Here is a 13,444-nt window from a genome sequence, read left to right on the forward strand (position 1 = left end):
GGGGGGCGTCAGACGGTGTGGGCGTCCTTGTGGCCGTCGTGCTGCGGGGACCGGCGGTTGGCCTCCCAGCCCGCCCAGGCCGAGCTGATCATCTCGCGGACGTCGTGGCGGGCCTTCCAGCCCAGCTCCGCCGCGATCCGGTCGGCCGAGGCCACGACCTTCGCCGGGTCGCCGGGCCGGCGCGGGGTGACGACCGGCGCGTAGGCGTGCCCGGTGCCCTCGTTGAGCAGCTCGACCATCTCCTTGACGGAGACGCCCTCGCCGCGCCCGATGTTGACCGTGAGGTCCTTGTACTCCCCCGCCGCGCCCCACTCGGCGAGCCTGCGCGCGGCCACCACGTGGGCATCCGCCAGGTCCTCGACGTGGATGTAGTCGCGGATGCAGGTGCCGTCCGGGGTCGGGTAGTCGTCGCCGAAGATCCGGGCGCCCTCACCGGCGTCGTAGCGCTCGAAGACCATCGGGACCAGGTTGAAGACGCCGGTGTCCGCGAGCTCCGGGGCGGCAGCGCCCGCCACGTTGAAGTAGCGCAGACAGGCGGTGGAGATGCCGTGGGCCTTGCCGGCGGCCCGGACCAGCCACTCGCCGGCCAGCTTGGTCTCGCCGTACGGGCTCAGCGGCTTGCAGGGGGTCTCCTCGGTCACCGAGTCCACGTCGGGCATCCCGTACACGGAGGCGGAGGAGGAGAAGAGGAAGTTGCGGATGCCGGCGTGGGCCACCGCCCCGAGGAGGACCTGGAGGCCCTCCACGTTCTCGTGGTAGTAGTACAGCGGCTTCTCGACGGACTCGCCGACCTGCTTCTTGCCCGCCAGGTGCACCACGCCGGTGATCTTGTGCTCGGCGATGGCCTCGTCGAGGGCGAGGCGGTCCAGCACCGAGGCGGTCACCAGCGGCACGCCCTCGGGCACCCGGTCCTCCCGGCCGGTGGAGAGGTCGTCGAAGACCACCACCTTCTGCCCCGCGAGCAGCATCGCGCGGACGACGTGCGCGCCGATGTATCCGGCGCCACCGGTGATCAGAAACGTCATGCGTATTCTCCCGAGCTCTAGCGTGACCTGCGCGCGCGGGCGCGGTCGAGGCGGTTGCGTACGAAGGTCAGCGCGCCCCCGGCGCCGGGGGCGAGGCGCAGCGCGAGCGCGCCGGAGGCCGTGCGGTAGGGCTGCGCCAGCAGAACACCGTACCGGCTGCTGGGCAGGGCCCGGCGGCGGAGCAGTCCGCCGAGGGGGCGCAGCGAGGTGACCGGGGAGCTCCCGTCGGCGCAGTCCACCCCCGCCCGGACGTCCCAGGCCTGCATGCCGCGCAGCCCCCGGCGGCGGCCCTCGGCGGCCAGGGCCGCGAGCCGGAACGGGACCTCGGCGGTCCAGCCGTCCCCGTCGGCGGCGGGCCGCAGCTCCACCGGGCGCACCAGGACGGGGCCGCCGCCGGCGCGGGGCAGGAAGCTCAGCCGCACCGTCCGCGGGTCCGCCTGCGCGAGCCGCCCGTACAGGTCGCGCACCCGGAGCCGGACGGCCCCGCCCCCGGCGGGCTCCGCGTCGACGGTCAGGGGCAGGTCGGCGGCGGGCAGGGCGTCGAGCCCGTCCAGCGGGACCGGCAGCTCCTCGCTCCACACCGCTTCCCCGTCGGGGCCGCAGGCGTACGGGGGCAGCAGCCGGGCGGGCTCGGCGGCCAGGCCCGTCATCAGCCGCTCGACGTCGGCGGGCGGGGTCTCGGCGGCCAGCAGCACCCGGGCGGTCCAGCGGGCGCGGGCGGGGGCCGCGTCCAGGTCGGCGGCGTCGAAGCCGGCCAGGTAGTCGCGGGTCAGGGTCCACCAGGCGGCCCGGTAGCCGGGGTCACCGCCGAGTTCGCGCAGGTACATGCGCAGGTCGTAGTCGAGGAACTTCACCTGGCAGGCGTGCCCCAGCTCCGGGGAGGCGGCGGCGAGGGTGCGGGAGGCCGTGCGGTGGGCCTCCACGCGCGAGCTCCAGTTGCCGATGTCCTTGCGGTCCAGGGAGATGGACACCTGGGCGGCGCGCCGGCGCACGTGCCACACGTAGACGAGGTCGCCGACGACGGCGATGCGGGGGGCGGCGGCCAGGACGCGGGAGGTGAAGACGAAGTCCTCGTAGACGAACCGGCCGTCGGGGAAGCGGATCTTGTGCTCCTCCAGGAAGGAGCGGTCGTACAGCTTGTTGACGCAGAGGGTGTCACGGACCAGCTCGGGCCGGTCGGCGGGCCGCTCCACGACCTCGCCCGGCGTGTAGAGGCCGGGCATCCACGGCACGTCGCGGCCCTCGGGCAGCTCGCGCCGGACGCACGCGCCGACCGTGACGGGGGCGCGGTGCTCCCGCGCCGCCCGCACCAGGGCCGAGGCCGCTCCCGGCGGGAGGACGTCGTCGCTGTCGAGGAAGAGGACGTACGGGGAGGTCGCGGCGGCGATCCCGTCGTTGCGCGGGGTGCCGCAGCCGCCGCTGTTCTGCGTGCGGTGGACGACCTTCAGCCGCGGGTGGGCGGCCGCCAGCTCGTCCAGGACCCGGGCGGTCGCGTCCGAGGAGGCGTCGTCGACGGCGATGACCTCGGCGACCACCGGGCCCTGGGCGAGGGCCGAGGAGACGGCCTCGCCCACGAGCCCGGCGTCGTTGTACGCGATCACGACCACGGACACCGAGGGGGTGTCACTGCTGGAATTGCTGCTGCTCACCCGCAGGATCCTAGGCGAACGGCGTAAAGCGGGCTTCAAGCCCGCCGCACACCGCCCGCCCCGAGCCCACTAGAAGGGACGGAACTCGTCGTACTCCTGCTGGGCGGCGTCGCCGCGCTTGGCTTCCTTCTCCTTGCGGCGCTGGGTGGCCGGACGCGGAGCCTCCATGCGGTGGTCCTCACCGCGGCGGCCCAGCATCTCGGCGCCGGCCATCATGGTCGGCTCCCAGTCGAAGACGACCGCGTTGTCCTCGGCGCCGATGGCCACGCCGTCGCCGGCCTTGGCACCGGCCTTCCTCAGCGCGTCCTCGACACCGAGGCGGTTGAGCCGGTCGGCGAGGTAGCCGACGGCCTCGTCGTTGTTGAAGTCGGTCTGGCGGACCCAGCGCTCCGGCTTCTCGCCGCGCACGCGGTACACGTCCTCGACCTCGTCGTAGGTGACGGTGAAGCCGGCGTCGTCCACGGCCTTCGGGCGGATGACGATACGGGTCGCCTCCTGCTTCGGCGTGCGGGCGCGGGCCTTGGCGACGACCTCGGCGAGGAAGTAGGAGAGCTCCTTCAGGCCGGTGCGGGCTACCGCGGAGACCTCGAAGACCTTGTAGCCGCGGGCCTCCAGGTCCGGGCGGACCATCTCGGCGAGCTCCTGGCCGTCGGGGATGTCGACCTTGTTCAGCACGACGAGGCGGGGGCGCTTCTCCAGGCCGCCGCCGTAGAGCTTGAGCTCCTCCTCGATGAGGTCGAGGTCGCCGACCGGGTCGCGGTCCGACTCCAGGGTGGCGGTGTCCAGGACGTGCGCGAGGACCGAGCAGCGCTCGACGTGGCGCAGGAACTCCAGGCCGAGGCCCTTGCCCTGGCTGGCGCCCGGGATCAGGCCGGGGACGTCGGCGATCGTGTAGACGGTCGAGCCGGCGGTGACCACGCCCAGGTTGGGGACGAGGGTGGTGAAGGGGTAGTCCGCGATCTTCGGCTTGGCGGCGGAGAGCACCGAGATCAGCGAGGACTTGCCGGCGCTGGGGAAGCCGACGAGCGCCACGTCGGCGACGGTCTTCAGCTCCAGGACGATGTCACCCGTGGTGCCGGGGACGCCGAGCAGCGCGAAGCCGGGGGCCTTGCGGCGGGCGGAGGACAGCGCGGCGTTGCCGAGGCCGCCTCGGCCGCCCTCGGCGGCCACGTACGTGGTGCCCTGGCCGACGAGGTCGGCGAGGACGTTGCCCTCCTTGTCGAGGACGACGGTGCCGTCCGGCACGGGCAGGATCAGGTCCTGGCCGTCCTTGCCGGAGCGGTTGCCGCCCTCGCCGGGCTTGCCGTTGGTGGCCTTGCGGTGCGGGCTGTGGTGGTAGTCCAGCAGGGTGGTGATCGCCTGCTCCACCACCAGGATGACGTCGCCGCCACGGCCGCCGTTGCCGCCGTCGGGCCCGCCCAGGGGCTTGAACTTCTCCCGGTGAACGGAGGCGCAGCCGTGGCCTCCGTTACCCGCGGCGACGTGCAGCTCGACGCGGTCCACGAAGGTGGTCATGGGTGTTCCTCCAGATACTTACGGGAATGTCCCGGACAGGCCTTGCTGCCCATTTAACGTGTCTATGTGACAACGCGCCGAGGGCGGACCTCTCTTCCCGGCAGGAGCCGGGAAGAGTTGAGATCCGCCCTCGGGGTGTTACGAACGCTTGTGATTCAGCAGGAGCTGGATCAGGCGGCCGGAACGATGTTGACGACCTTGCGGCCACGGTGCGTACCGAACTGCACCGCACCCGGCAGCAGCGCGAACAGCGTGTCGTCGCCACCGCGACCGACGCCCGCACCCGGGTGGAAGTGGGTGCCGCGCTGGCGGACGAGGATCTCGCCGGCGGAAACGACCTGACCGCCGAAGCGCTTCACGCCGAGCCGCTGAGCGTTGGAATCGCGCCCGTTCCGGGTGGACGATGCGCCCTTCTTGTGTGCCATGTCTCAGTCCCTCTTACTTCGCAGCCGCGGGGATACCGGTGACCTTGATCGCCGTGTACTGCTGACGGTGACCCTGGCGACGGCGGTAGCCGGTCTTGTTCTTGTAGCGCAGGATGTCGATCTTGGCGCCCTTGTGGTGGTCCACGACCTCGGCCTGGACCTTGATGCCGGCCAGGACCCACGGGTCGCTGGTCACGGCGTCGCCGTCGACAACGAGCAGGGTCGAGAGCTCGACCGTGTCGCCAACCTTGGCAGTGGAAATCTTGTCAACCTCAACGATGTCGCCGACAGCAACCTTGTGCTGGCGACCACCGCTGCGCACGATGGCGTACACGCGGATCTCTCTCTCACTCGGGGCGGATACTCCTGAAGCCAGCCGCTCACGCGGGCCGGGGCCCACGGTGATCCGGAATGGACGAGCGGCCTCTCCCGTGTCCCGTCCGCTTGCGCGGAGGATGCGGGAGGAAGGTGCTCAGGAGCGCGGCGCGCGCTGCACGGTAAACGTCCAGGACACGCCGACGGTCTAGGTTACGGGGCCGGTCCGAGAGGGTCAAACCGGGCCCCGCGCGCCCGTGGGGCCCCACCTCTCGGCGGGGCCCCACGGACAGGGCTTCGATCAGGCCTCGGCCGGAGCCGAGACGGACGGCGGGGTCTGCTGCTCCGCCGCCGCGGTCTTCTTCGTCGCCCGCTTCGCGGCGGTCTTCTTGACCGTCGTCGTCTTCTTCGCGGCGGTCTTCTTCGCGGCCGCGGCCTTCTTGGCCGGGGCCTTCTTCGCCGTGGCCGCCTTCTTGGCCGGAGCCTTGCGGGCGGTCTTCTTGGCCGGCGCCGGGGCCTCGGCCTCGGCGTCCGCCTCGACGACGGGCTCGGCGTCGGCCGTGGCCTCGGCCTCGGCCGGAGCGGCCAGCTCGGCCGCGGGGGCCTCGACGACCACGATGGCGGCCTCCGCCGCACCGGCCGGTGCGGTGGCCTTGCGGACGGCGCGGCGGCGCGGACGCACCGGGGCGGCCTCCACGACGGGCTCCGCCTCGACCACGGGCTCCGCGACGGCCTCCACGGCCGGCTCCGGCTCCACGACGGGCTCGGCGACGGCCTCCACGACCGGCTCCGGCTCCACGACCGGCTCGGGCTCCGCCTCGACCACGGCTTCCGCGACCGGCTCGGGAGCCGGAGCGGTGGCCTTGCGGGTCGCCCGGCGACGGGTACGGCCCTTCGGCGCGGCCTCCTCGGCCACCGGGGCGGCCTCGACCGGAGCGGCCTCGACCGTCTCCGCGGCCTCGACGGCCTCGGCGACGACCTCGCCGGCCGGCTCCAGCACCGTGTCGGCGGGCTCGGTGACCGGCTCGTCCGAGACGACCGGGGTCACCGGCGCCGGGGCGGCCTGCCGCTCCGCACCGCGCGGGGCACCCGCCGGGGCGGTCGCCTTGCGGGTGGCACGGCGGCGGTTGCGGCGCCCGCTGATACCGGCCGCGGCCTCGGCCTCGGCGGGGCTGCTGTACAGCTCCTCGCCGGCGACGAACGCCGGCTCCGGCAGGGCGCGCGGCGCGGCGGCCTCGGCGGCCACCTCCGCCTCGGTCTCGGTCTCGAACACCTCGGCCTCGGCCGACTCGGCCGTCTCCAGCTCGTGCTCGTGCTCCAGGGCGCGGCCGCCGCGGCGCTTGGCGCGCTTGCCGTTGCCGCCACCGCCGGGCGCGGCCGGGGTGTCCATGTGGACGATGACGCCGCGGCCGTTGCAGTGGACGCAGGTCTCGGAGAAGGACTCCAGCAGGCCCTGGCCCACCCGCTTGCGGGTCATCTGGACCAGGCCCAGCGAGGTGACCTCGGCCACCTGGTGCTTCGTGCGGTCGCGGCCCAGGCACTCCAGCATGCGCCGCAGCACCAGGTCGCGGTTGGACTCCAGGACCATGTCGATGAAGTCGATGACGACGATGCCGCCCAGGTCGCGCAGCCGCAGCTGGCGCACGATCTCCTCGGCCGCCTCCAGGTTGTTCCGGGTGACGGTCTCCTCCAGGTTGCCGCCCTGGCCCGTGAACTTGCCGGTGTTGACGTCGATGACGATCATCGCCTCGGTCTTGTCGATCACGAGGGAGCCGCCCGAGGGCAGCCACACCTTGCGGTCGAGCGCCTTGGCGAGCTGCTCGTCGATCCGGTACGTCGCGAAGACGTCGACCTCGGAGGTCCAGCGGGACAGCCGGTCGGCCAGGTCCGGGGCGACGTGGGACACGTAGCCGTGGATGGTCTCCCACGCCTGGTCACCGCTGATGATGACCTTGGAGAAGTCCTCGTTGAAGATGTCGCGCACGACGCGGACGGTCATGTCCGGCTCGCCGTACAGCAGGCTCGGCGACGAGGTCGTGATCTGCTTCGACTTCTTCTGGATGTCCTCCCACTGCGCCTGCAGGCGCTCGACGTCGCGGCGCAGCTCGTCCTCGCTCGCGCCCTCGGCGGCGGTGCGCACGATGACGCCCGCGTCCTCGGGGACGATCTTCTTGAGGATGGTCTTCAGGCGCGCGCGCTCGGTGTCGGGCAGCTTGCGGCTGATGCCGGTCATCGAGCCCTCGGGCACGTAGACCAGGTAGCGGCCGGGCAGCGAGACCTGGCTGGTCAGGCGGGCGCCCTTGTGGCCGATCGGGTCCTTGGTGACCTGCACCAGGACCGACTGGCCGGACTTGAGGGCGGACTCGATGCGGCGCGGCCCGTTGGCCATGCCGAGCGCCTCGAAGTTGACCTCGCCGGCGTACAGGACGGCGTTGCGGCCCTTGCCGATGTCGATGAAGGCGGCCTCCATCGACGGCAGCACGTTCTGGACCTTGCCCAGGTAGACGTTGCCGACGTACGAGGTGGCCTCTTCCTTGTTGACGTAGTGCTCGACGAGCACGTTGTCCTCGAGGACGCCGATCTGGGTGCGGTCGCCGTTCTGGCGGACGACCATCACGCGCTCGACGGCCTCGCGGCGGGCCAGGAACTCGGCCTCGGTGATGATCGGCACGCGGCGGCGGCCCTGCTCGCGGCCCTCGCGGCGGCGCTGCTTCTTCGCCTCCAGGCGGGTAGAGCCCTTGATGGACTGGACCTCGTCGGACGGCTCGGCCTTCTCGCGCGCCGGGCGCGGCTCGCGGACCTTGACGACGGTGCGGACACCGTCCTCCTCGCCCGCCTCGACCTCGGCGGAGTCACCGCTGCGGCGGCGGCGACGGCGGCGACGGCGGCTGGAGGAGGAGCCGAGGGCCTCGTCGGCCTCGTCGTCCTCGTCCTGTCCGTCCTCCGCGTCGGCGGCCTCGGCCTCGGCTTCGGCCTCCTCCTCGGCACCCTCGTCGAGGTCGGCGGCCTCACCGCGGCGGCGGCGACGGCCACCCCGGCGACGGCGGCGCGAGGGGCGCTCGTCCGACTCGTCGGCCTCGTCCTCGTCGAGCTCGGCCTCCGGCTCCTCCTCGGCGTACTCGGCCTCGGCCACGACCTCGGCCAGGGTCACGGGCTCGGCGGCGGCGCCGCGACGGCGGCGGCGACGGCCGGCCGGCTGGGCGGCGGCGGGGGCCTGGACCTCGGCGACGGCCTCGGTCTCTTCCTCCTCGGCCTCCTCGTCCGCCTCGACGGCGGCGGCAGCGGCCGCGGCGGCCAGGGCGGCGGTCTCCGGGGTCTGGAACATCGGCTCGGCGAAGACCGGGGCCTGGAAGACGGGCACCGCGGGACGGGCGGCCCGGCGGGCGGCGCGGTTGGGGGCGGCGGGCGCCTCCGGCTCGGCGGCGGCCTCGGGCTGCGCGGGGGCGGCGGCCGGGGCGGCGGCCCGGGTGGCACGGCGGCGGCCGCGCTTCGGGGCGTCGACGGCGTCGGCGACGGTGACGGCGCGGGTGGCGGCCTTGGGGGCCTCGGCCACGGCGGGCGTCTCCTCGACGGTCTCCTCGGCGGCGGCCGGGGCGGCCTCGGCGGCGGCCGGGGCGGTGACGGCGCGGGTGGCACGGCGGCGGGTGCGCGGAGCCGGAGCGGCCGGAGCCTCCTCCTCCACGGCCGGAGCGGCCGGAGCGGCCGGGGCGGCCGGAGCCGCGGGGGCCTCCACGACGGCCTCGGCCGGCTCGGCGGCGGCGGCCGCCGGAGCGGCGACGGCGCGGGTGGCACGGCGACGGCCGCGCGGAGCGGCAGCGGTCGGAGCCTCCTCCTCGGCCACGGCCGGCGCGGCGGGCGCCTCGACGACCGCCGGGGCGCCCTCGGTGGCCGGGGCGGCGACGGCACGGGTGGCACGGCGACGGGCGCGCGGAGCGGCAGCGGGCGCCTCCTCCTCGGCGGCGGCCGGGGCAGCCTCCGCGACGGCGGCGGCCTCCGCGGTTGCGGCCGCGGGGGCGGAGGCGCGGGTGGCGCGGCGACGGGTGCGGGGGGCGGGAGCGGCCGGGGCCTCCTCCTCGGCGGCCGGAGCGGCCGGGGTCTCCACGACGACCTCGACGGGCTCGGCGGCGGCCGGGGCGGCCACGGCGCGGACCGCACGGCGGCGGGTGCGCGGAGCCGGAGCGGCCGGAGCCTCCTCGGCCACGGCGGGCTCGGGGGCGGGGGCGCTCTCGGCGGGGGCCTCGGCGGCGGCGCCGCCGGGCGGACCGGCCGGCCGGGAAGCCGCGCGGCGACGCCTGCGCGGGGGCAGGCTGTCGCTGGGGCTGCCGGAGTCGGCGGCGGGGGTGTTCTCGTTTTCGTTGTCGAGCATGCGGGCGGTTCTCCCGTCACGCTCCCGGGCGCCGCGGCTGACATCCGGTCCGGCACGGCTCCGCGCGATGTACGCGGAGCCGGCCTCCGGGGCGCGTTCGCCACACGGGAGCTGTAGTCCATGGCCGCCGGTTCCGTACGTCTTGTCCGTACGGCCTGGCGGAAGTCTTCAGGTCAGTGCGCTGCCCGACCCAGGTGGCTCCCGAGTGCCAGGGCGGCGCGACGACGACGATCCCTACGCGGCGGGACCTTCCGGCGCCTTCGCGTCGGCGTTCACGGCGGCCGTGGGTGGGGCGGCCGTGTCGGCCTCGCGGTCGGGCGCGAGCGGGTCGGTCACCGTGCCGGACTCCTCGTCGAAGAGCCCCTGCGCCAGCCTGGTCACCGCAGCGGGGACCGGCGGCGCCAGGTCGGCCACAGCGTGAAGACCGGACAGGACGTCGTCGGGTCGCACGGCAGGTGTCAGATGCCGAACAACCAGCCGCAGTATCGCACAGGCATGGTCCAGCGGCCTATCAACCTGGGCCGGAAGGGCTTCGAGGCTGACGACCGCGCCCCGCGTGTCGAAGGTCCGCACGCCGTTCTTGGTGCGGCGCTGGACCTCCACCGTCTCGGCGGCGAGGAACGTCTCGACCGCGCGCTGGGCCTCGGCGGGCTCGACGCCCTCCAGGCGCAGCTCCCAGATGGAGGCGGTCAGCCGGTCGGCGAGCCCGGAGGTGCGGGCCTCGACGGCGTCGACGATGTCCAGGCCGAGCGGCATCGACTCGTCGAGCAGCTTGCGCAGCGTCTCCGGGTCGCGGGGCGCGGCGAGGGCGATCTCCAGGTACTCGGCCTCGCTGCCGGTTCCGGTCGGCGCGGCGTTCGCGTACGAGACCCGGGGGTGCGGGGTGAAGCCGGCCGAGTACGCCATGGGCACCTCGGCGCGGCGCAGGGCGCGCTCGAAGGCGCGCTGGAAGTCTCGGTGGCTGGTGAACCGGAGGCGGCCACGCTTGGTGTAGCGCAGTCGGATGCGCTGCACCACCGGTGCGGGAGGCGGGCCTTCGGGCTGTCGCTTGCCCAGTGGTTCTTCTCCTTGTGCGGGGCGTCGCGGCTCGCGCGCCGCCCTGAGTTCCGTCGACCCGTCCGGTTCACCCCCGCCGGTCGGGCAGGGAGATCTCGGCAGCGGGTGCCGCGTCGGCGGCTGTCGTACTACCCAGAGTACGCGCCCGTGACCTCGCCGGTTCCCCCGCGGGCCCACCGAAGAGCACCCGCCGCACCTCGGCCCGTGCCTCGCGCACCGCCGCGCGGGAGGTGTGCCACACCTGGCGCAGCGCGTGCCCGACGGGGGTGAGCAGCTGACGGCCGACCCAGGCGAGCGGGCGGGCGACGCAGCCGCGCCACACCCACCGCACCCCGCGCCCGAGGGCCCGGGTGATCCGGCCGGCGAGGTGCCAGGCGGGCGCGAGGACGTCGCGCACGAGGAAGACGAGGGGCGGAGCCAGCACGTGCACGGCCACCCAGGCGGCCCCCCGCCCGACCGGGACGGCGGCGTACCGCCACAGCCCCACCCAGGGCCAGACGAACACGAGCAGGCAGGCCCCGCGCACCAGCCACCGCACACCGTGCCCCAGCGGCGTCAGCACCCGCCGGTACAGCCAGGCCAGCGGCGGCGCGAGGACGTCCCGCAGCACCCATCCGAAGGCGGCCGCGACGGGCGCGAGCACGTACCGTCCGAAGCCGAGCACGGCCCAGGCGACGCCCATCCCCAGGGGCCGCAGCCCGTACCGGTACACCGCTTCCCCGACGGGGGCGAGGACGTACCGCCACAGCCCCACCCAGGGCCAGTAGCAGAGCGCCAGCGCGAGCGGTTTCAGCAGATACCGCCACAGCCGTACGAGCCCCCACCCGAGGCCGTTCCCCAGCGGAGCGAGCACATGCCGCCCGAGCCCCCGCGCACAGGCCGCGGCCAGGTCCCACACCATGCGCACGGGCAGCACCACCAGTACGGCCACGACCTTCACCGGCACCCTGACGACCCCGGCCAGACACCCGTCCCCGCCCTGCACAGCCTGCGCCTTCTCGATTTCCATGCCGCTAAGGACACCAGAACCGGCCACCCCGTTGCGCCGGCCCCCGGGGTTCACGGCCGCGCACGCGAAGGCGCCCCCCGCCGGATTCCGGTGGGGGGCGCCTCGCGCGCGGTCAGCTCACTTCACCACGGACAGCGGCAGCAGCTTCTTGCCCGTGGGGCCGATCTGGATGTGGGTGTCCATCTGGGGGCAGACGCCGCAGTCGAAGCAGGGGGTCCAGCGGCAGTCCTCGACCTCGGTTTCGTCGAGGGCGTCCTGCCAGTCCTCCCACAGCCAGTCCTTGTCCAGGCCGGAGTCGAGGTGGTCCCAGGGGAGGACTTCCTCGTACGTGCGTTCGCGGGTGGTGTACCAGGCCACGTCGACACCGTGGGCGGGGAGGGCCTTCTCGGCGGCCCGCATCCAGCGGTCGTACGAGAAGTGCTCGCGCCAGCCGTCGAAGCGGCCGCCGTCCTCGTAGACGGCGCGGATGACGTCGCCGATACGGCGGTCGCCGCGGGAGAGGAGGCCCTCGACGATGCCGGGCTTGCCGTCGTGGTAGCGGAAGCCGATGGAGCGGCCGTACTTCTTGTCGCCGCGGATCTTGTCGCGGAGCTTGGTCAGGCGGGCGTCGGTCTCCTCGGCGGAGAGCTGCGGGGCCCACTGGAACGGGGTGTGCGGCTTCGGGACGAATCCGCCGATCGACACCGTGCAGCGGATGTCGTTCTGGCCCGAGACCTCGCGGCCCTTGGCGATGACGTTGATCGCCATGTCGGCGATCTGGAGGACGTCCTCGTCGGTCTCCGTCGGCAGGCCGCACATGAAGTACAGCTTCACCTGGCGCCAGCCGTTGCCGTAGGCGGTGGCGACGGTGCGGATCAGGTCCTCTTCCGAGACCATCTTGTTGATGACCTTGCGCATGCGCTCGGAGCCGCCCTCGGGGGCGAAGGTCAGGCCGGAGCGGCGGCCGTTGCGGGTCAGCTCGTTGGCCAGGTCCACGTTGAACGCGTCCACGCGGGTCGAGGGCAGCGAGAGGCCGATCTTGTCGTCCGTGTAGCGGTCCGCGAGGCCCTTGGCGATGTCCGCGATCTCGGTGTGGTCCGCGGAGGAGAGGGAGAGCAGGCCGACCTCTTCGAAGCCGGTGGCCTTCAGGCCCTTCTCCACCATCTCGCCGATGCCGGTGATGCTTCGCTCCCGCACGGGGCGCGTGATCATGCCGGCCTGGCAGAAACGGCAGCCGCGGGTGCAGCCGCGGAAGATCTCGACGGACATCCGCTCGTGGACGGTCTCGGCGAGCGGGACGAGGGGCTGCTTGGGGTAGGGCCACTCGTCGAGGTCCATGACGGTGTGCTTGGAGACGCGCCACGGAACGCCGGAGCGGTTCGGGACGACACGGCCGATGCGGCCGTCCTCCAGGTACTCCACGTCGTAGAAGCCCGGGACGTAGATGTTTCCGGTCTTCGCGAGGCGCAGGAGGACCTCCTCGCGGCCGCCCGGACGGCCTTCGGCCTTCCAGGTGCGGATGATCTCCGTCATGTCGAGGACGGCCTGCTCGCCGTCGCCGATGACGGCCGCGTCGATGAACTCCGCGATCGGCTCGGGGTTGAAGGCCGCGTGGCCGCCCGCGAGGACGATGGGGTGGTCGACCGTACGGTTCCTGGACTCCAGCGGGATGCCCGCGAGGTCGAGCGCCGTGAGCATGTTGGTGTAGCCCAGCTCCGTGGAGAAGGACAGGCCGAACACGTCGAAGGCGGAGACCGGGCGGTGGCTGTCGACCGTGAACTGCGGCACCTGGTGCTCGCGCATCAGGGCTTCGAGGTCCGGCCACACCGAGTAGGTGCGCTCGGCCAGGACGCCCTCGCGCTCGTTCAGTACCTCGTAGAGGATCATGACGCCCTGGTTGGGCAGGCCCACCTCGTACGCGTCGGGGTACATGAGCGCCCAGCGGACGTCACACGCGTCCCAGTCCTTGACGGTGGAGTTCAGTTCACCGCCGACGTACTGGATGGGCTTCTGCACATGCGGGAGCAGAGCTTCGAGCTGTGGGAAGACCGACTCGGACATCACGCGACTTTCGTGAAGCGGGCAGGGGGCGACTCTCAAGCGTA

Annotated in this window: 9 protein-coding genes; all 9 read right to left on the reverse strand. The window is 73.6% G+C overall.

What is annotated here, in order from left to right; translation table 11 throughout:
* Positions 1-8 precede the first annotated feature (8 nt).
* A complete protein-coding gene (gene galE, locus ACZ5NJ_RS06445) occupies positions 9-1,025 on the reverse strand; it encodes a UDP-glucose 4-epimerase GalE (RefSeq protein ID WP_468763403.1) in 1,017 nt (338 codons plus the stop codon).
* 17 nt (positions 1,026-1,042) lie between these two features.
* Positions 1,043-2,674, reverse strand: a complete 1,632-nt coding sequence (locus tag ACZ5NJ_RS06450) for a glycosyltransferase family 2 protein (RefSeq protein ID WP_468763405.1) — start codon at positions 2,672-2,674, stop codon at positions 1,043-1,045.
* A 69-nt stretch (positions 2,675-2,743) separates the two neighbouring features.
* Positions 2,744-4,189 carry a GTPase ObgE gene (obgE, locus tag ACZ5NJ_RS06455; RefSeq protein WP_468763407.1) on the reverse strand — a complete coding sequence of 482 codons (1,446 nt, stop codon included), beginning with the start codon at positions 4,187-4,189 and terminating at the stop codon, positions 2,744-2,746.
* A gap of 170 nt (positions 4,190-4,359) precedes the next feature.
* On the reverse strand, positions 4,360-4,614 hold the full coding sequence (gene rpmA, locus ACZ5NJ_RS06460; RefSeq protein ID WP_007264038.1) for a 50S ribosomal protein L27: 255 nt from the start codon (positions 4,612-4,614) through the stop codon (positions 4,360-4,362).
* A 13-nt stretch (positions 4,615-4,627) separates the two neighbouring features.
* The gene (rplU, locus tag ACZ5NJ_RS06465) at positions 4,628-4,948 is read right to left on the reverse strand and encodes a 50S ribosomal protein L21 (RefSeq protein ID WP_042812502.1); all 321 of its coding nucleotides are present in this window, start codon (positions 4,946-4,948) and stop codon (positions 4,628-4,630) included.
* A gap of 282 nt (positions 4,949-5,230) precedes the next feature.
* A complete protein-coding gene (locus ACZ5NJ_RS06470; protein WP_468763410.1) occupies positions 5,231-9,295 on the reverse strand; it encodes an Rne/Rng family ribonuclease in 4,065 nt (1,354 codons plus the stop codon).
* Between the two features lie 234 nt (positions 9,296-9,529).
* The gene (locus ACZ5NJ_RS06475) at positions 9,530-10,309 is read right to left on the reverse strand and encodes a TIGR03936 family radical SAM-associated protein (RefSeq protein ID WP_468763412.1); all 780 of its coding nucleotides are present in this window, start codon (positions 10,307-10,309) and stop codon (positions 9,530-9,532) included.
* A 109-nt stretch (positions 10,310-10,418) separates the two neighbouring features.
* Positions 10,419-11,360 (reverse strand): hypothetical protein, encoded by a 942-nt coding sequence (locus tag ACZ5NJ_RS06480; protein WP_468763414.1) that lies wholly within the window; start codon positions 11,358-11,360, stop codon positions 10,419-10,421.
* Between the two features lie 117 nt (positions 11,361-11,477).
* Complete coding sequence (locus tag ACZ5NJ_RS06485; RefSeq protein WP_468763416.1) at positions 11,478-13,403, reverse strand: TIGR03960 family B12-binding radical SAM protein; 1,926 nt, start codon at positions 13,401-13,403, stop codon at positions 11,478-11,480.
* Between the last annotated feature and the right edge of the window lie 41 nt (positions 13,404-13,444).

Source organism: Streptomyces sp. NPDC032091 (assembly GCF_055580265.1).